Raw genomic sequence first — 20,351 nt, 5'->3', positions numbered from 1 at the left:
ATCAGCAGTTCACACATACGTCGGATATTTTGGGTTGTGATATGCGGTTTTCGGTATTTATACCTTCAAAGGCATCAACTGGAAGCCCTCTCCCTGCAATGTACTGGTTATCCGGCCTCACCTGCACAGATGAAAACTTCATGCATAAAGCGGGTGTTTTTCGTCTGGCAGAAGAACTCGGACTCATTATCATCGCACCCGACACAAGCCCTCGTGGTGAAGATGTTGCCGATGACCCCGAAGGCTCTTATGACCTAGGCTTAGGGGCTGGCTTCTATCTAAATGCTACACAGCCACCCTGGTCTTCCCACTATCGAATGTACGATTACATCGCAACAGAACTACCGAAACTTGTTGAACGCAACTTCCCTGTCTCCAATGTAAAGTCTATTTTCGGGCATAGTATGGGCGGGCATGGCGCTTTAACTATTGCCCTGAAGAATCAAGAAGCTTATCGGTCAGTCTCTGCCTTCAGCCCTATTAGCAATCCAATCAATTGCCCATGGGGACAAAAAGCATTTCTCGCTTACCTTGGCACGGATCAGAATACATGGAAACAATACGATAGTTGCGAGCTGTTAAAAGAACATGGATGTGCGTTACCGATATTAGTGGATCAAGGTGATGAGGATAATTTTCTGCTGGAACAACTAAAACCCGAAAATCTTGTAGAATCCGCCAAATCTGTCGGCGCGAATCTAGAACTCAGAATGCAAAAAGGCTACGACCATAGTTACTTTTTTATTCAAAGCTTCATAGAAGATCACCTAAGATTCCACTTTGCTCACTTAAGCAGAGCTGACTAAAAGCGTTTTAGTGTGTAGAGATACTTTCGCCTCTTAATTATCTAAGGGTTAATTGGCACGGGTAAGTGCCCAGTTTTCACCAAAATGACCGTCTCCTCTTCAACGAAGGGGTGATGCTGACTCATGTGAGGGCTACGTATCCAGCTTCCTTTAGGATAGATGCCATGCTCATCACAAAACTTTCCCGATAGGACAAAAATTTCCTCCCCTCCAAAATGACGGTGAGACTGAAAACGCTCATTACTCGGCCACTTCACCAGTGCGACATGCTCATGCTCAAAATCGTGCAAAGGCATAACCTGCAGCCTGCCGATTCCTGGCAGCCAAGAGGTAGAAGTAGTATCGATGCGTACCTGTTCTTTATCCTCGAGTGAAAACTGGTTCAGCTTGACCAAGATAACACAGCCTTGCTTACTAAACGGGGCATGGTTGCTTCCAGGCGGATTACGTATATAGGTTCCAGCGCCAAAGTCTCCTGTTTCATCTGAGAATACGCCCTCCAATACAAAAATCTCTTCACCCATTGGGTGAAAGTGCTCAGAGAAAGACGAGCCAGGCTCATACATTACAATGCTCGTGGTATGCCCCGATTCCTTAGCTTCTCGCTCCAAAGGTTTACGCCAAACACCGGCAGCAGGGCTTTTATCCCATTCCATTTTCGCTGTATCGAGAGCCAGCTTTTCCGAAAAATCCATATTTAACATTGTTAATACTCATACCTTGTGAGCATTAACAATACAGTGAAAAAAAAGACCTGACACCTTTTTTATTATTAACGGTAACAAACAGGTATATACGCATTGCCTTAAAGCCTGGGCCACAAAAATATTGATTAAGCCTTAACGAAAGCCCATAAAAAAATCCGACAATGTTGCCATCATCGGATTTTCTATTCAGCCTTATGCTAGTTTTTTACATGACTAAGTATTTCAGACTCTACTACTCAAATGAGTCCAGTATCACTTCAGACATACTTTTTCTTGAAGCATTGGTGATATACCGATATTTCTTAAACCATGACCAGTGATGGTGATACTCTACATCCACATCGATTGAGGCATTACCACTGTTTTCGTATTGATTTGCATTGCTCAATGCGAAGGTCATTGGGTGACCGTCAACAAACCATGGAAGTACCAATAGGTTTTGGAAAGACCAGATATTAATGGATTGCGGCATATTATTGTGAGGTGTGTTCTCACTCATAATGATGGGGTAGTAATAATCGTAGTAACCAGACGGGTGCTTCGAGACATACTTCACACGTCCATCTACAGCTAGATCAGACACACATGAATCAATGGACTCTTCCCTGTTAGAGCCACATGCACTATGCAGAGGTACAACACTGTCATCGCCGCCTGTAATCAGCGGGTGCGTAACGAGACCAAAAAGCTCATCACCCGTACCTGCAATACGCAAGTTAGGGATCGAATTAGACGTACCAGACGCGGCTAAGCCTCGAGCAATTTCAGGCTGCAATTCATACGTCATACCAATTCGCGTGCTGGGCAATGTAATATCTGCACCAATCCAATCGGAAATAGCATTAGCAATAGTAGAGCCGTAGTTGATACCATTAAACAGGTCAACACCTATGTTCGCCAGGTCAGTACCACCACCGGCACCCGCCATGGCGATGACCGCGTCAATGTTTAAGTTATTGGCATAATCACCCAACAGTGAAGCATTTTGAGGATCCATAACATAACGCATTACGATATCGCCCGTTGAGTGCAATACCAACACACAACCATCAACACAAAAGTTAGGTGTGTCTGCGAAGATTTCTTGCAACTGATTGGCAACAAGCTCACCATTATTACCTGGTCCAGTTAGGTGTTTACCTGAATCATAGTAAAGAATTCTAGCATGTGGGTCTGCCGTCTGATTGATCGATCCATCTCCATGCCGAACAATACCGTTACCGCCGTTGTATAGTTCAGACGTCCCCCAATATCGATAGCCATCTTCCTTACCGTTGTCACCTGGATCAGCGGCAATATGCGTGGGCCAATACCCTTGGATGAGTAAAATATTCTTACCCGCAATTTGACCTGCGAAGCTAGAAAGGCTAGACGCCGCCATGCATAAAGCGACGATATACTTGAGTATCTTCATGATAATTCTCCTGTCCTTTTATCTTTATTTTTAAGAGCTTAATTATGTGTTGAGTAGTGATTTAAGAGCTTGTCTGCTACAGAAAGTTGCTAGCCTTAGTGAGTACTCCCTAGTTGATTTAAGAAATCCAAACGTGATTGCGCGCTCTCGTCGATGTATGGAACGTCGTCATATTCGCTAAAAGAGAAACCGGCAACAGGATATGTAGACGCGCCGACCAGCCCTTGCTCCACGGTATATTTTGGTGCAGACGCCCCCCTGGTAAACGAAAGATCCCTGAGTTCATAAGGCCCTTCATGGCCCATATTTTTAAGTGCTGCGATGTGTGCTTTCAGTAAGAGCACACCGCTCTCTGAGTTGAGCTCTTCAACCGTATTCAGGTGCACAAGAGGTGTGCCTAAATCAGCAGCATAAAGATTTGCTTTAATGGCATGCAAGCCGGGAGCAGAGGTCGTCACCTGCATTGGAATCTTGAGGTATTCTCCTTCAACCTCGACCTCACCAAGCCCCTCTATAGACGCAACCGTCTTGGGGTACCTTATTAATGAGGTAATCGCATAGGTATTTCCATCAATCGTAAACTCGGCAACAACATCCATGTCTCCCTGATCGCTCACAGGAATATTGCTGAGGTCATCAAAATGCAAGCTGTATTGCTGGTGAGCATGATTAGAACCGTCATCTGAGCGAATAACACCTTGGTTTTTCGCGACAATCTGTCCACCAACTCGAACTAGCCCCGTGACATGCACAGAGTTACGAGCTTGTATGCCTGTCACATCTGCGACGGCGACAACAGGTTCGCCAGGGTAATAGTTAAACTTAGAGGTCTTGAGAGCAATACGAGGCCCTACCTCTTGTATCTCTCCATCAACGTCATCAAGATTGATCGGTCGACTAGACTGTACGGCCCGATTGGGTAAATACTCAACCAAGTCCTGTTGCTGATGAATCGGGCGCGAAAAAGTAGGGTATTTAATCTCCTGAGCAAAATGAGACGCTATTTGCTGGAAGCGATATTTGACCTCTCGCCCCTCAAAAGGATCATTCCTGTCTTCAATAGCTAAAGGCGCGTCATCGGGAGACATGTTCGCAGTCTCTGCCAAAGACTGAGCTTCAACACCAATGGTTATTTCCTGAATTTTCTTGGGGGTGCCAAGCTTTGACGTTTCCTGTACTGGTTCACTTTGAAGAGCGACAAAGCCAACTCCAGCGAGTACAGAGACGCCAGCAATCATCTTAGCATTACGAGATCTTATTATTTTCACTATCCATCCGCCTGGAGTATTTAATTACTTTGTGAGTCATAGAACGAATAGGAAAAATAATACGGCGAGTATGTATTTTATTAACCCGCCCATTTGGGGGGTATTAGTGATTTATGAGAACTAGGTTATACCCCATATGTCGGTATTGCTATTGGCACCCCACCCAATCCTGACTCTTCATTGCGGCTCCTTAAAGAAAGTCTATGCAGTAATGACAAATGCAAAGACCGAAGCAGTAAGCGTCAGGATCAAGTCTAAGTGGACTAAAAAATTCACCCTCAAGCTACAGTATTTGGTAATAGTTGCTGTAAGAGTGTATTGCAATCTTGTTCTGGCATAAATTTGGGAACAGGATAATTGAAATAGGCTTCGCTCATGGCATCTTTAACGATGGAAGGAAAGTCTTCTTCTTGAAGCTCAGCAATCGTTTCCGGGATATCGACCGCTTTATTAAACGCAAAAAGATACTCTACCACTCTCTTTGCTGATTGTTTTGTGTCGTCTCCTTGTTGCACGATGCCAACTTCTTGTGCAATCGTTGCCAGCTTGACTTCAATTGAAGGCGCTGAATATTGAATCACATGCGGTAATACAATTGCATTACCCAAGCCGTGGGCAACACCATACTTCGCACCCAATTGATGAGAAATAGCATGTACGTAGCCCAGTGATGCTTTCGTAAACGCTAGTCCTGCTTTGTAAGAAGCTAATGCCAGCGCACTTCGTGCCTCAATATTACTTCCATCCTTAAAAGCAATAGGCAGGTTTTTGAATATTAAACGAATAGCTGCGAGGGCTTGCTCGTCTGTGTAAGCACTACCATTTCTTCCGACATACGCTTCAATAGCATGGGTTAAGGCGTCCATTCCTGTCGCTGCCGTCAACGCAGGCGGTATCGTAATCATAAATACTGGATCAAGTGCGGTGGCTAAGCTGGCTGTACGAGGGTCAATAACGAAGCTTTTACTTTTAGTCTGATTATCAGATATGACGGATATAACCGTCACTTCTGAGCCTGTGCCAGCTGTTGTTGGGATAGCGTAAAACGGCAAAGGTTTCTTAAGTGCTTTGAAATAACCGGTAAGTTTTTCTGGTTTTTTCTTATTGGAAGCACTCAAGGCAATGACTTTAGCAAGGTCCATCGCAGAACCACCGCCGATCGCTAGCACGCTTTGGCAATTGTTTTCATTTAGCAGATTCAATGCTTCATTCGTGATACTGAACGTCGGGTCGGGTTCTACACGGTCAAAAATAGTCACACTAATATTAAGTTCGGCAAAACGATCAATAATCGGCTGCACCTGCCCTCTTCGAATTAGCCCAGCACCCGTTACAATCAGTACGCTTTTATGCTTCTGGCTCGCCATGTAATCGATCAAATCAAGTGAAGAGTTTTCTCCCTCGAATAACTTAGGTTCTTTAATCAACGGTAGGCTGGCTGTGAGTTTTAGACAAAACATCCAAACATAGTTTAATAGCTTTCCAAAAAAGTCGTTCATAGCGTTAAGTCCTTATTCGACTGCATTGCATAATGATAATAGCTTGTGAGCAAATTGATTCTATTCAGGAGGATGCTCTTCCTTAAAACGGCGCTGATTATCTTCGTTGATAAAATCAGGGAACCATTTTACTTTCGGGAAGAATAGCACTCTTACCAGGCCGATAAGCATCCACATAAAGCACACACTAAAGATGAGACCACAGGCCCAGGTAATGTACTCGAAGTTACCGGAGATATACTTCATTCCCCACCAGGAGATGATGTCTGTTAACGAGGCAATCAACCCAACCGGAAATATCCATTGATAGACCTTAAGGCGACTGAAGTGCATAGAGAAAGGTATACCGATGATAAAGAAGCTGGTTGTGAAGCCAAATAGGTGGGCATGCGTGAAAGCAATCAGCTTGCCTTCACCCATTTGCTGAAAATAGCTGGGTGCGTCACCATGCAAGTGGACTTGGTAATGCGCCTCCATCGCGCCAAACACCAAGGCTATGCCATAAAGTATGACCGCTACACCAATACCCCGCTGCGCCGCGATAGGCAGGTTGTGAAGATCAAACTCCATACCCGTTTGCTTGAATGGGAAAAACCAGTTGATTAAGAAGCAAGAAAAGAAGAAAAAGACCACAAGCGCGATAGGCGCTCCAATGTCTTCCCATGCTGTTTTTTCGGGTGGCACAATGACCAATTCCTCTTCAGCGATAGGCGCATCACTGAAGAAATCAAATTCTGCATTTTCTGCCAAAGCAGGACTCGCCCCCAAGCTCAGGAAACAAACCGTAAACAGTGCTAAGAAGGGTGCCCTGAATGAAGCCGTTAAGGTTAACAAGATGCTGAACAAACTATTAGCTATCAAGCCTTGCATTCTTAAGCCCCCTTCAAGCGAATATAAACCAAGGCACCGGCACGTTTAACTGCACTGTTTATCGCAGTCGCCAGCCCATCACCATCGCGCTTAGGTATTGAGTGAAGTGCTGAGCCCTTAAAACCTTGAAATAGCTCCGCCCCTAATTCGAAAGGAAGTTCCTGTGACTCTAAAGCTTTAACTTGGCTAATATTCAAGTGACGATCTGTCGACATCAATAAGAAGAAGGTTTCATTCTTATATATCACAGGAAAGATGAGACTGGTCCCTATCGGACGACGATTTGCGACAGGGATGTATATCGTGTTCTCGTCTTCACCGCTAAGCCTTACACCCATGGCCTCAGCCCGCTTAAGGTCTTTCTCAGTTAAGGTGGCATCAAGCGGTTTCCAAGCTTCAGCCTTAGGAAATAACGTTTGCACTTCTTTTGGAATAATACTGGATAAATCAAGCCAATTTCCCGGTTTAGAAGGCAGCGAATTCGGATTACCCGGGTTAGATTTTTTGACCGCTTCAACACCGTTAGCGATACCATCTTTATCACTGTCCAGCTCGGCGATCAGTCTTAAGGCGGCTTTGTTTTTTCCCTGATCTTCAAAGGCCTGTCCGTAAAAGTTTAAAGGTGTACCGCCACCTTCTTTGTGGCAAGCGTGACAAGATGGCGTATAGCCATAGTGCTGCTTGTATTGACGCGCAAAGGCAGGCATCGCGTAAATGTTTGCGGCATTCAATATCAAAACCAAGGCGAGCGATAGCTGTATGGCCTTTTTCAACATCGCTACTTGAAGTATGTGCATTGATAATATTCTCTCGATTATTCCACGATAGTGATTAGTATAGATTAAAAGCTAAACAAGCTTGGCACCGTGTCTCGCATCAGCTGTAATTCATCACCCTCTTTCCCTTCGTCACTCAAAGCCTCGACAAGCATTTTATACTGCACAGAATCTCTTGGCGGCATTAAGGTACTTTCCTTATCAGTATTCTGATAACGCTCCCAGTCCAGAACGTCTCGAATTTCTGCTTTATCTTTGATCTTATCAAGCACAATTTGCTCGTTATCACCTGACATAAAATCAAGGCGCTTAGCAGGGTTACCTCGATGACAAGTGAAGCAATACTGCTCAAACAACTTAAGTTCTTGATATTCGTTTATCTCTAACTTAGGCGCGCTACTCACTCGTGGCAAAGACATGTCAGATGTATCTAAACAACAATACTGAAGATCCTTAGCTAATAAAGCCTTCATAGTTGCCACCCGAGAAAAAGGCTTTGCTTCAAAGAATTCAACCGGTAAGTCAGAAACTCTTTGCAAGATGGCGTCTATCTTGTAGCTATAGTGAGCGTTGAGTGTTTTCAAATCTGAGTCAGTGAAGAAACTGGCGATACCATAGACACCATCGATATCCGATTTACTTAGCGTTTGTTTTGGCTCCCGCTTCGTTAATGGGTCCTGCCTTGGTGGCAGAGGTGGTAGCTTTTCAAACGCATTGAGATCTTCATTGTCTTTGGCGCCGTCACCAAAGCTAATATCAGGAGTAAGGGTTGCGTATAGCCACTCGGTAAAGGTGTTTGACTCACCACTTGGGTCTCGATTAGCCAAGTCGGATTGTGGCACCTTAATGCCCGTCTCGGGATAAGTATTCGCCCAGAGCTTGAGTAAGGTATTCACCTCTTTACTCATTGAATCAAACAAGCCTGGCTGATCTGCGTAACGTAGAGCGAGTGACAATAGTGCACGTCGACACTCATTGCCTTCGACTCCACAAGCATCTAGCCATACGCGCTGGCTAGCTACATGAAAATTTCCAACATCAGTGAGTTCATCAAAACGCTCAGGCGTAGCCAGCGGTTGTTCAATGTCTACCCCCCAATAAGGCTCGTTACCTCTGGCCGCCTGTATACGTTTAGCAACACTTAACTGTCCATTGGTTTCTTGCCAAGGGCGCTGCGAGAAAATAGGCCCGCCCCCTTGGTGGCAGGTCAGGCAGATCGCTCGACGAGTATAGACAATTCTTGGCACACACCCTTCACAATAATTTTGCACCAGCTGAAACTCAAACCGCCCTGCGCCTTCATTGTAGCTAAGCACCTCTATTTCATTTGCCCCTTCGACTAGCGCAACAAAAAGCTGGCCTTGGGTATTCATACCCAAACCCGCTGGGGTGTTTTCTTCCTGAAAGTCTGGCGCAATCAGTATTCGAGGTAAATGATGATCAGCTTGGCCTTTTAGCAGTGAACGGCCATCAGGAATCAGCAATGACAGCGGCGCTTCACCTTCAGGGTGCTGGCTCTGCAAGAGCTTGATCATTTCAGTAAAAGGGTAAGGCAAGCCATCATTCTGCGCGATTATATGGTCGAACAAAGAACGGGTTCCCTCAGGAGGGAGGTCTGTATCAGGTATCAGCTGACTATGCAGAGACGACTCTTCTACACCATCAAGAGATTGAGTGAGTTCAGAAATAGACGGATTATCAGCGTGATTGATAGACCAATATGTAATGCCAATAGCGAGCATACACAACAGGACTAACGCACTTATTGCTCTAGATAGATTCATTATTAACATTGCCCAGCTAAAGCAGCCCTTGTGATAACAAAGCTGCCTCAGCTCAAGCAATTAGGCCTCCCCATTCGTTTTTCATGACAAACATGAGTACCAAACGTTACATGAGTTTCAAGAATTCACGTAGGGCTAGTTTTTCTTCTGCAGGTAGATCTATACCAAACTGGTGGCCTTTGTTCTCAACAAAATCACCGCACTTCAAGAATACTGCATCATGTGGATTAGACGAAAGTACATGCGCAGCAGGCGTGCCTTTAGGGAAATGGACAATGCCATCTGGCTGACCGCTTAAGGTAATATTCAGGTCATGCTGTAACTTAGTGATCTTCTGCGGGCGACTGTTCTCTGCCAGCGGATCGTCAGACTTCATCAACTCATCGAAGGCCATTTCGAATTGTTCGATACGTCCTTTAACCGTGTAGTCAGGTGAACCGTCTTCAAGGAAAGTCACTTCACCAATCGCATTGTTATGTAGGAATGGAGCCGTTGCCCAAGCCGATAATAGAGAGAAGTTTCTCAAGTACCCTGGGCCACCTTCAATCTTCTTCTCGCCAATCTGCATACCACCGACGATTGGCGCGACAGGGTTAAGCACCTTAGGAATACTGCCCGGTGAAGGCTTATTCTTGTAGGTCTCAGATGAGAACTCTTCAAAGATGTGGCCTTCATTATGATTGTCATGAATGGCTCGACAATAGTTTGTACCAATGATATCGAAAGGCACTAACTCATCGTTTGACAGCCAATCCTGACCAAAGATACCTTTCTCGGCGAACTGCTTAGGACGTAACTTACCGGACTCATCTTTCTGCATAAATTTCGCAATAAAGGCCGGATCATTGCGCTCTGCGTCAGTGAACTCTAATTGCCAGTAATCTTCCGAACCAAATACATGACCTTCGTAGAACTTGGCCAAAGCATTCTTATCTGCACGTACGTTTTCTGGTGCCATTTTCGAGCTGTGGCAACCTGCACACTCACGAGCAAAAACTTTGCGGCCTTCTGGAACCTTATCCAAATCGATATAATCCTTACCTGCTTTGCCATCCAGGTCTTGAGATGCTAGTAGATAGGTCGGGCCGCCAGTAATCAAGAACGCAGCCAGGTCATCCATTTTTGCATCGGCATAGTTCCACGCATCACATTCGTTTGCACATTGCATAATACGCATTGGGCTTTGCTTATTGCCTTGGCCGAAATGCTGCCCAGGATGCGGAAAGTTAGGCACCCAGCATTCTTCTGTACACATACCGATATTCACATAAACACGAATCAGCGCTAGGTGTTCACCGACACTATCTTCACCGCCTTTCAGTACGTGACGAGTGCGCGCTGTTGAAACTTCACCCGTGACCGGGTCTTTCATTTCATGCTCAAAGACACGCTTGTTATGGAAGTCCATAATATTGTTTTGCGTACCCGGGTTGTGGCTCCAATCAGACGCTACAATCGACGTGTCAATTGTTCCTAAACGTCCTGCCATCACTGCTTGGTTCGCTAAATGGTCTTCAGGCACACCTTGGAAAAAAGCCATAGGCTGGCGCGTGTGTTGGTTACCAATTGTTGCACTCAGGTTTTCCCACTTAGGCTCATTTGGATCTTTAGGCGGGTTTGTCGGTTCAAACGCTACGTGACACTGTACACAGGGGTGTCCGATAGCAAAGCGTTTGTTTTCTTTGATTTCATTTTCTTCGTAGGCTGCAGTTCTTGCATCGTAAACCACTTTGCCAGACTCATCCTTGATCGGCTCCTGATAGTATTTACGATATCCGAGCACACCCGATGAATGAGGGTCTTGGCAGATATCATACCAATTAGAAGACGCATCACCTTGCTTACAATCCGGGTCGTTGATCAAGCCCCATTTGGTGAAACGATAAGGACGAGTGCGAGTATCTAACCACGGGTAGTTCATACCCTCTTTACCGGTTAGTCGTGCTTGGTGAATGATGTTCTCATCCTGATTACCAAAGGTACCTTTAAACCAAACATCACGGCCACGACGGGCTTGATCTCTCATTGCTTGAGCTTTTTCAGGGTCAACTGCTTCAACATCTTTGAACAGTGCATTGACATAACGACAACCCTCAGCATCATAGCCGGTTGGCTGAGGCTGATCACAAGGAGGCGGAGTATATTGAGCAATAGGCTCTATCGCCCATGTTACTGGGTCACCACGCTCATGCGTATCTGGCGATTTACCTTCTGGCCAGACTTTACGTGCTGCCAGAGTATTGTAATAGTTCTCGTTAAACCACTCAGCTCTTTCCAGCCAGTAAGGGGTACCTTTGTATACACCAGTGGTTAGATCGTTTTCGATTAAGTCTGGAATCCCGACACTTCGGAAAGTCGCTCGATAGGGTTCGTCAGAAACCTCAACGTTACCCGTTGGCAAGTCGTAAGGCGTTAAGGTGGGCACCTCTGGAATAGCTATGTTTTCTGGAACAGGCGGCACACTCGGCGGTGCTGGTGGTAAGGTCGCGAAGTGAAATACCGTCGCAGCACCAACAATAGAGGCTGTAATACCCCAGAACTTTTTACTCATAGCAATCATCCTTTTTTTTCATAAAGCATAGTACAGGCAAAAGCTATTTCCACTTATGAGTACTTACAACCTAGCCTGTAGTAATAGGAACGAGGGCACATTACAGGAAATTTAGACAAAAGGGAAAGAGCTATTACTCTAATATTTTGCGGTAACATAAGGAAATATCTAACAAACCTTGCAAGCTAGAAGTAGATTCCAGAAAGGCCCTTAACCTAGCTCTGCGTTGGTTTATCTATATCAGTAACGCTTAACTGATTTTTGCCATTGCGTTTACTTCTATAACACTCGTTATCGGCTGCACTCATCAGCTTCGAATAAGGTAAGTTATTATTACTTGTAAATGCTAAGCCGACACTACAGCCGATTTTTAGGTCACCAAGTTCAGCATTAACACCCATATTCTGCGTGTCAGCAATTATGTTCAACGCGATCGCTTTTGCCGTAGCGATTTGATCAACAAACAATAATATTGTGAACTCATCTCCACCAAGACGCGCACTAACGTCATCCTTGCGAGTTTGAGCCCGAATTATTTCCGCAAATTCAGTTAATGCTTGGTCTCCTTTTTGATGACCATAGCTATCATTTAGTTTTTTGAAATTATCTAGATCAATAAAAATAAGCGCTATGCTGTGAAGACTATTGGGGGTGCTGGTCATGTACTGCCTTTCAAACTCTCCCCTATTAAAAAGACCTACTAAGGGGTCATGATTAGCTCGATATTGCAGTGTATAGGTAAGCTTAAAATTTTCTATTAACGTTTCCCGTGTCTGACGACCCGTCTTTATCATGACAAGCATAAAGAAAGCTAATAACAGACTTAGGACGTAATGAGATTCGTAATCAAAATAAACAAATGCTAACGCAGGCAAGCCACACGCAGGCAACATAAACAAGTTAAATGCGGGGTTATCAACCGCATGTGTCGCTAGCGCTGCCGCGGTCAAGCCTACAACTGCAGACAGAATAATTACTTGATACTCAGCGGGAAGAACGGGAAAGAAACAGACCGCGCCAAGGCCAATCAAAGTTCCAGACAATAAATTTAGTAAGCGGTAAGAGTATTGCCAAAAAGGTATACCAAACTTGTCTCTCTTAAGCCTAAATAGAACCAATGCTAAGGCTCTAAAAATGGCTAAAGCTACGCCCATCAGAACCCAAGTGCCAAGAATCAACGAATCAACGAATCAACGAATCAACGAATCAACGAATCAATATAGTCGGACACAGAAAACGCAATAAGGAGTAAAACAGCTAAGCTCCCAAATGTTGCCGCCACTGCATTTGCATACAAAAGATTAACTGCACTTTCTTCAACCCAGTCTTCGGATGAACCAAAGCCTCTTGCCGCCTGAACTGATGTATTCCCCAATCGTCGCCCAACTTTTCACTATAGTTTATTATATCAAACACAGTTAACTGCATTATTTAAGGCTGTACCAAAATAAGCCTGAGTGATAACTATAGTTACTCCATGGAAGTTTTGCCAATAAAGCATTACTAGCCAAGTCCCTAAACGGTAAATCACTTAGAGGCTATATTGACTATTTCTTCATTATAAAAACACTAGTGACAATACTTACGGATAGGGTGAATGTTTTCAGGGTAAGGCTGTAGGTATCTCTGCTCATTTATATAAGCTGAGCCAAACTGACTCAAATAGTGAGACAGAAGGGTTAAAGGCGTTGCCAAAGGAGTTATGCCTTCTTTGTACTTCAAAATAGAAGACTCAATGTGCTGGCGTGACACTGAGGGTACGCTTCTTTTTAAGTACCCTAGAATATGTAATAAGGCATTTGTATGCCCTCTTCGATTGGCAGGTTTAGAGAGTGTTTGCATAAAACCCTCAAAATAACGCCCTGCAAGCATTTCGATACTTAAGCTCTTGTCACCCGCTAACAACCTGCCAAGCGCTTTCGCTTGCTTTTGATTATGTGCCATCAATAAGTATTTGTAGCTCGCATGGAATTTGGTTAGTTTTAAAACACTAGGCTGATCCAAAACTTCTTTACGAAAGTTATGATACGCATAAACGCGCATCACAAAATTGTCATACAAGACGTCATCATTGAGACGACCTTCTTCTTCAATTGGCATTAGCGGATATTTTTCCCTTAAAGCACGAGCAAAAACGCCCATCCCTGGCTTCATATGAGCATGACCATTAGGCTGATAGACTTTCACCCTTTCCATGCCGCAACTAGGCGAGTTTCTCATCAGGATATAACCATCCAAACTCCCCATTTCTGGTAGTTTGTGCTCAAAACCACTCACTAACTGATCAGTCAAGTCTTTAGAATTGTCGTCGCTAAAATTTAATTGAGGCGATTCCGGGTTGCCCGTCAGCCTCATGGTAGGTCTGGGAGTTCCAAACCCAGCAGCAACTTCTGGGCAGAAGGTTTTAAATTCGAAGTGCTTACTAAGTACATTGAGGCATAAACGAGATTGGGTATGACCGCCATTATAACGCACCTCATGACCCGCCAAACAGGCACTCAAACCTACTTGAATTGACTTCTCACCTCGGCTTTTCATAGCGTCGCTAGAAGCAGCCTTGTCGGAGACAATAACATTATGCTTTTTCATACCCATCACCCTCTTACATGCCATGCATTTTTAACAGTTCTACAAGGTATACGCGACAAGCACAAAACTAGATCATAATGACATGATTTAAAGTCAAAGTATCTCATCCAAGGCTTGCTTTAACTGAGGATACTGAAATTGAAAGCCACTTTCTAGAAGCTTCTTTGGGACTACATTCTGACTTCCAAGCAATAAAATAGATGATTCACCGAGTATGGTTTTCAAGATAAATGCCGGAACAGGAAGTACTGCAATTCTCTTTAATGTACGAGCAAGCGCGATAGAAAACTCTTTATTTCTTACGGCACCAGGTGCGACTAAATTGACCGCGCCACGCGTCGTCTGATTTACTAATAAATACTCAAGCGCTCTGGTTACGTCAACATTATGAATCCAGGGCATGTACTGCTTTCCGTTTCCCAGCGGCCCTCCAAGGCACAACTTAAATGGCAAAATCATTTTTGATAGCGCGCCGCCCGAACCGTCTAAGACAATACCCGTTCTCAAGGTAGCGCAGCGAGTTCTTTTGTTTGCCATCTGCGCTAACTGCTCCCAATGAAAGCACAGTTCTGAAGCAAAGTCTGAGGGCCCAAGCCCAAAGGCCTCATCTAGCTTCGTATCGCCCTGATCACCGTATATACCGACAGCCGATCCAGATAAAAAAACATTTGGAGGGTTATCTCCCTTGTTAATGAGATCAACCAAGGCCTGAGTTATTGCCCATCGGCTTTCACATATTCTGAGTTTCTGTTGTGCTGTCCAACGACGGTCGATAATAGGCTCACCGGCTAGATTTATAACGCCGTCAAACCCATCTAGGTTTGTAAAGTTTTCCAAACTGTCAATTAAGGAAACGTGTTGAGGTAGTTTTTTCTGCGCACTTCGAAAATCTCTGGTCAAAACGGTATAGTCGTGGTGAGTATACCGTTCGATAAATCGGCGACCTATCAAGCCCGTTCCACCCGTTACTAATAATTTCATACTAATCTCCCCAACGATCCGGCAGTTCCGGTTTCAATCTCTTATTAACCCACTTACGCAATAGTTTGTAATTTGGATCCACTTCAGAGTTTTCTTTCATATTGATCCAATTTGTTTTTAACGACGTAAACCTTCTTGAATATCATTTATTCGCTGTCGCGAAACTGTTCGGCTCTGAGTCGAACCAAAGAACTTATAAAGAGGTTAACTGTGAGTCATTACAAAGCACCATTGGATAATATTAATTTCGTCTTGTTTGATGTCTTAAACTCCGGCCAACTAGCCGAAAGTCCTGCGTTCACCGAAGCCACAGAAGAAATGCAAAGAGCAGTTATAGAAGAAGCTGCTAAACTGGCCGAGGGCGTGTTACTGCCTATCAATACATCTGGTGACAGAGAAGAGTGCCAATTCGATCCAGACACTAAAACAGTGAAAACTCCAAATGGCTTCAAAGCAGCCTACGAACACTACCAACAAGGTGGATGGAGTGGTTTGTCGTCTGCGCCTGAGTTTGGCGGGCAAGGCTTACCACACTTACTAAAAAACGTTGTTGATGAAATGGTCTGTTCAACGAACCTATCGTTTGGCATGTACCCAGGTTTATCTCATGGTGCGATAGACTTACTCCAGCAGCACGGTACAGAAGCACAAAAGCAAACCTACCTACCAAAGCTTATACAAGGCATTTGGACTGGCACCATGTGCTTGACCGAGCCTCAGTGCGGAACCGACTTGGGCCTAATCACCACAAAAGCTGAAGAGAACCCTGATGGCAGCTACGCTATCAGTGGAACAAAAATCTGGATTACCGGCGGAGAGCATGATCTTGTCGACAATATCATCCATTTAGTGCTGGCTAAAATACCTGGCAGCCCAGAAGGCAGCAAAGGTATCTCATTATTTGTCGTCCCAAAAGTGCTTGAAGACGGGTCGCGCAATCCAGCATTTTGTGGAGGCCTTGAGCACAAAATGGGAATCAAAGCATCAGCGACTTGCGTAATGAACTTTGAAAATGCCAAAGGCTGGCTAGTGGGAGAAGCAAACCAAGGTCTTAAGTGCATGTTCACCATGATGAATGCTGCCCGTATCATGGTAGGTATCCAAGGTTTGGGGCTGGCAGAAACGGCTTACCAAGTATCATTGGGGTTCGCCAAGGAGCGCTTACAAAGTCGCTCCCTGTCTGGGCCTCAAAACAAGTCAGGCAAGGCAGACCCGATTATTGTTCACCCTGACGTGCGCCGCATGCTTTTAAAGCAAAAGGTTTTGATAGAAGGGTCTAGAGCAATGGCCAGCTTGGCCGGCCTTCACTTTGACCTAAGTCACCACCACGCCGATTCAAATGTGCGGGAACGCTCCGATGATTTGTTTCAATTACTCACGCCCATCGTCAAATCATTTCTGACCGATGAAGGATATGCTTGCGTCGATGCGGGCCTCCAATCTATGGGTGGCTCTGGCTTCACACAGGATTGGCCTGTTGAGCAACTGCTCCGCGATGGCCGTATTGCCCGCATCTATGAAGGCACCAACGGAATTCAAGCGATGGACCTAGTCGGCCGTAAGCTAACCATGAAAGGCGGGAAACTCCCCCTAACTTACTTCAATGAGATGCGTTCGTTACTTTCTATCGTATCAAACGAGAGTCACTTGAAGCACTGTGAAGGTTTTCTATCTACCTTGCAGTCTGCACTGAGTTGGTTAGGCCAGAACGCAAGCCAAGATCCGGAACAGGCAGGCGCGGTGGCATCGACGCTACTACGAACATTTGCACTAACCACCTTAGCTGTATTATGGGCCAGAATGGCCGCTCAAACGCAGCAAGCAGAAACAGCCAAACAATACCCAGCAGCGTTCCTAGAAGGCAAGCGTAAAGCTGCTGAACACTTCTTCCGCTTATACGCACCAGAAATGGAGGCATTGCTTTCAGACATAAAATCTGGAAAGAGTAGCATCATGGACTTTTCAGTCGAAGAGTTTTAGTCACCTCAAGCCACACTCCTGCATCATGCACAATTAATTAAGTGCATGATGCAGTTTTCTAGACAAGTATCCTTGCCATAGCGCGACAAACAATCAATCTTGTTGATACAAGCATTACTGACAGGAACAGGTATTATGAAATTTAAAGGACTAGACGATTTCACTCACACTCAAGAAGATAAAATAGGTGTGTTAATTACCAACTTAGGTACTCCCGACGGACCAACACCACAAGCTTTACGAGTTTACCTCAGACAGTTTCTGTCTGACCCTCGAGTTGTAGAAATTCCGCGACTTATCTGGCTGATAATTTTACACGGCATTATTTTACGCATACGTCCAAAAAAGTCGGCTAAAGCCTATGCCTCGGTTTGGACGGAGCATGGTTCACCATTGCTTTCGCACACACAAGAGCAGGCAAAAGCCTTAAGCAAGAGGCTAGAAACCAAATGGGGTGACAAGCTTGTTACCAAGTTTGCGATGCGTTACGGCAACCCTTCCATCGACAAGGTAATGAATTCAATGCTAGAAGAAGGTGCTCGACGCTTAGTGATCCTTCCCTTGTATCCTCAATACTCAGGTGCGACTGCCGGTTCCACCTTTGACGCGATCTCTACAGAACTAACAGCGCGTCGCTGGGTGCCTGAACTCCGCTTTATAAATTCTTATCACGACCATCCGCTGTATATCAAAGCAATGGCCGATAAAATAAAACAGTTTTGGTCTGAGAACGGCCAGGCTGACAAGCTCATGCTATCTTTTCATGGTGTCCCCAAACGATACTTAGAGTTAGGTGACCCATACTACTGTCATTGCCAAGTCACTTCTCGACTATTAACTGAAGCGCTGGATATTGATGCGGATAAAGTTATCACAAGCTTTCAGTCGCGTTTTGGTAAAGCTGAGTGGCTTAAACCGTATACCGACCACACCTTGAAATCACTCCCCGATAAAGGCGTCTCATCTGTTCAAGTATTTTGCCCTGGTTTTTCATCAGACTGTTTAGAAACGCTTGAGGAAATTGCCGTGGAAAATCGAGATTATTTTCTAGAAGCCGGCGGACAAAGTTATCAGTATATCCCTGCGTTAAACTCAGATAGGAGCCATATTGATTTACTAGAATCGATAATCGACAGCAACCTTCAAGGATGGGAGGTCAAGGCTCAGGATTATCAGGCACGTGAACGCAGGTTTAAAGGATGTCCTTTACACCAGTAATACTAAACAGACCTTCTAGCATGGCGCCTGAAGGTCTTTTCACTGATGCGTTCACAAGTTTAAGACTGCTGCCGATCCTTTATTTGCTGATATACCAAATCAGCATCCTGGGTTCGCTTGGCATACTCTCTCATATCACCCATTCTTTGAGCCTCGAAAGCGTAGGTCAGCTTTCTTTCATATTCCTTAATCAAGCGTTTCATTGTGTGTTGCTTAAATAGATTGATCATTGCGCTATTTCCTATTTATAGAGGGTACTTATTAAATACGTCTGTATAAGGGAAATAGATTGCAATCATCCGGCAAAAGACCATTATTCAGGGAACCAACAGCTGCTCTATCCATATAGAACCATGTTTGGTGAATAGAGACCGTTCATGCACACCACTATCATGAGCCTGCCAAATTTCTAAGTAATCAGCAGTAATAAGCAAACCTAAAGCGTCTTTTGTAAAGGGCACTTCATCAGAGTTTGGATATATTTTCTTTAACTCCAATAAAGCCTGTTCCAAGGTTTTTCGATCATTTAATTCAGAACTCTGATTTTGGTAACGAGCATAGTAGTGATCTAAAAGCTTTGATGCGTGAGGTTTATGATGCCAATGGGGTTCTAATTGAGAGGCAGACAATAACGATAAACTCCCACGCATTCTGAACTGACACATAAGAGAAGGATAAAAAAATAGCGCTTCAGCTTTGTTAGCTGCTAAGTTTGATAAGTTCTTCTGCGCTAAGCGGTTTACAAATAATAGGCAAGACTCAGTAGATATCTCTCGCACAACGAGTGTTCGCATTCTAACTTGGGATGGGCAGTGTTCCTCTAGCGTCGCGAAAGAACAATATTTTGCGCTTGGGTCTTGCTTCGCGATAGCTGCCTGGCGCTGCTCACGTAAGACCTCTAGAGGTGAGTTCATACTACCAAATACCCTTGCTACTAATGACTAATAGGAAACTAACTACTTATAAAATTTTACCTAAGGTATAGCTATTCAAAGTAAACAGGCTTTGTACCTAACCACTTATGCTGTATTGCAGTAAAAGATCCGTCAGTTTTCATACTCTGAAACGCTCCCTTAAGTTGTTGATATCTAATCATGTCCAATTCTTTTGAAATGCCAATATAAGCCCCCGTACAGGAGCCTTCAACACGATAAGAAAGCAACGCCAAGCCTTGGTATTCATGGCCATACGTTTTAGGACCTAAGCATCTCAAACTCGTAGTCATCGTAGAAATACCCAACAATTCGACCGAGTTTCAGCATCTTACGATACTGTTCACTTCTCGGTAGGAAGTAGAGAATAGCATTCAAAGCCTCCTCATTTTTTAGGCGATCATCGAAGTACTCCGAATAACTCGCGCCCGAGAGGTAGCCTACTTTTTGCTGCCTTTGTTGCGCCAGCTTTACTAGATCATCCAATGCTTTGATCGGAAGGTATGCGTCTTGATCTCTCACAACCAAACCAATACATGTCGTTCGGATTGGGCTTAGCCAATGCATATTTAGAACGCACATTACTTTTAGTAAGGTTAGGAATAACATGAATCTCTCCACGTTCCATTTCGATCAAACTTCTTTTAAAAGGTTTAAAGACCACATCGTAGCTTAAATCGGCGCGAGCAAAGATTTCCTGTAGCACCTCCGTGTCCATACCATACCAGTGGTTTCCTTCTTTATACGTAACTGGGTAGTAGCCAGGATTGGCTTTTACTATGATTGAGTCCGCAAATGCATAAAAGGGAGGAACAAACCCCAGCAACGTCACACAAATTGTAAGCAGAAAACTCCGTCTAAAAAACAAATTCATATACTCACTAATTTTTAAAATTTCATCAGTATAAAACAGCCCTTTCCAAAGCTATCCATATAAGCCTTCAAATTAATTATGACTTTAAAAGTAATAATTCAA

The 20,351-nt window shown here is 44.4% G+C and carries 18 protein-coding genes; 3 read left to right on the top strand and 15 right to left on the bottom strand.

The features are described 5' to 3' along the window. Positions 1-806, top strand: an 806-nt coding sequence (gene fghA / locus A3756_RS01290) for an S-formylglutathione hydrolase (protein ID WP_068552723.1), incomplete at its 5' end; no start/stop codon positions are given. A gap of 41 nt (positions 807-847) precedes the next feature. On the opposite strand, the gene A3756_RS01285 is transcribed toward fghA, so the two are convergent. The 12 genes from A3756_RS01285 to A3756_RS01235 all read right to left on the bottom strand — a co-directional run bounded on the left by A3756_RS01285 (position 848) and on the right by A3756_RS01235 (position 15,245). Further along, the gene (locus tag A3756_RS01285; RefSeq protein WP_068516504.1) at positions 848-1,510 is read right to left on the bottom strand and encodes a cupin domain-containing protein; all 663 of its coding nucleotides are present in this window, start codon (positions 1,508-1,510) and stop codon (positions 848-850) included. A gap of 235 nt (positions 1,511-1,745) precedes the next feature. Next, on the bottom strand, positions 1,746-2,927 hold the full coding sequence (locus A3756_RS01280) for a hypothetical protein (RefSeq protein WP_068516507.1): 1,182 nt from the start codon (positions 2,925-2,927) through the stop codon (positions 1,746-1,748). 95 nt (positions 2,928-3,022) lie between these two features. Continuing rightward, on the bottom strand, positions 3,023-4,195 hold the full coding sequence (locus A3756_RS01275; RefSeq protein WP_156490166.1) for a hypothetical protein: 1,173 nt from the start codon (positions 4,193-4,195) through the stop codon (positions 3,023-3,025). A gap of 278 nt (positions 4,196-4,473) precedes the next feature. Then, complete coding sequence (locus A3756_RS01270; RefSeq protein WP_068516511.1) at positions 4,474-5,694, bottom strand: iron-containing alcohol dehydrogenase; 1,221 nt, start codon at positions 5,692-5,694, stop codon at positions 4,474-4,476. A gap of 60 nt (positions 5,695-5,754) precedes the next feature. Next, a complete protein-coding gene (locus tag A3756_RS01265) occupies positions 5,755-6,564 on the bottom strand; it encodes a hypothetical protein (RefSeq protein WP_068516514.1) in 810 nt (269 codons plus the stop codon). A gap of 2 nt (positions 6,565-6,566) precedes the next feature. Next, positions 6,567-7,361, bottom strand: coding sequence for a hypothetical protein (locus tag A3756_RS01260; protein ID WP_068516515.1), 795 nt, complete (start codon positions 7,359-7,361; stop codon positions 6,567-6,569). A gap of 44 nt (positions 7,362-7,405) precedes the next feature. Next, positions 7,406-9,124: a hypothetical protein gene (locus A3756_RS01255; protein ID WP_156490165.1), complete on the bottom strand. Its 1,719-nt coding sequence runs from the start codon at positions 9,122-9,124 to the stop codon at positions 7,406-7,408. A gap of 106 nt (positions 9,125-9,230) precedes the next feature. Continuing rightward, a complete protein-coding gene (locus A3756_RS01250; protein WP_068516520.1) occupies positions 9,231-11,675 on the bottom strand; it encodes a hypothetical protein in 2,445 nt (814 codons plus the stop codon). A 215-nt stretch (positions 11,676-11,890) separates the two neighbouring features. Next, positions 11,891-12,829 (bottom strand): GGDEF domain-containing protein, encoded by a 939-nt coding sequence (locus A3756_RS01245; protein WP_068516523.1) that lies wholly within the window; start codon positions 12,827-12,829, stop codon positions 11,891-11,893. 44 nt (positions 12,830-12,873) lie between these two features. Next, positions 12,874-13,050, bottom strand: coding sequence for a hypothetical protein (locus tag A3756_RS26375; RefSeq protein WP_156490164.1), 177 nt, complete (start codon positions 13,048-13,050; stop codon positions 12,874-12,876). A 194-nt stretch (positions 13,051-13,244) separates the two neighbouring features. After that, the gene (locus A3756_RS01240; RefSeq protein ID WP_082865023.1) at positions 13,245-14,264 is read right to left on the bottom strand and encodes a DUF523 and DUF1722 domain-containing protein; all 1,020 of its coding nucleotides are present in this window, start codon (positions 14,262-14,264) and stop codon (positions 13,245-13,247) included. Between the two features lie 93 nt (positions 14,265-14,357). After that, complete coding sequence (locus A3756_RS01235) at positions 14,358-15,245, bottom strand: TIGR01777 family oxidoreductase (protein WP_068552721.1); 888 nt, start codon at positions 15,243-15,245, stop codon at positions 14,358-14,360. Between the two features lie 210 nt (positions 15,246-15,455). Here A3756_RS01235 and A3756_RS01230 point away from each other — a divergent pair, with 210 nt between their 5' ends. Next, positions 15,456-17,225 (top strand): acyl-CoA dehydrogenase C-terminal domain-containing protein, encoded by a 1,770-nt coding sequence (locus tag A3756_RS01230; protein WP_068516527.1) that lies wholly within the window; start codon positions 15,456-15,458, stop codon positions 17,223-17,225. 135 nt (positions 17,226-17,360) lie between these two features. Beyond that, complete coding sequence (gene hemH / locus A3756_RS01225) at positions 17,361-18,443, top strand: ferrochelatase (RefSeq protein ID WP_068516530.1); 1,083 nt, start codon at positions 17,361-17,363, stop codon at positions 18,441-18,443. Positions 18,444-18,502: 59 nt separating this feature from the next. Here hemH and A3756_RS26370 read toward each other — a convergent pair whose 3' ends face one another. From A3756_RS26370 to A3756_RS01215, 3 genes are all read right to left on the bottom strand, one after another. Further along, the gene (locus A3756_RS26370; protein ID WP_156490163.1) at positions 18,503-18,673 is read right to left on the bottom strand and encodes a DUF6435 family protein; all 171 of its coding nucleotides are present in this window, start codon (positions 18,671-18,673) and stop codon (positions 18,503-18,505) included. A gap of 87 nt (positions 18,674-18,760) precedes the next feature. Continuing rightward, the gene (locus A3756_RS01220; RefSeq protein ID WP_068510218.1) at positions 18,761-19,357 is read right to left on the bottom strand and encodes a hypothetical protein; all 597 of its coding nucleotides are present in this window, start codon (positions 19,355-19,357) and stop codon (positions 18,761-18,763) included. 279 nt (positions 19,358-19,636) lie between these two features. Continuing rightward, complete coding sequence (locus A3756_RS01215) at positions 19,637-19,984, bottom strand: hypothetical protein (protein WP_068508599.1); 348 nt, start codon at positions 19,982-19,984, stop codon at positions 19,637-19,639. Positions 19,985-20,351: the final 367 nt, after the last annotated feature.

The organism is Oleiphilus sp. HI0086 (assembly GCF_001635225.1).
This window is presented reverse-complemented; position numbering and strand designations above follow the sequence as displayed.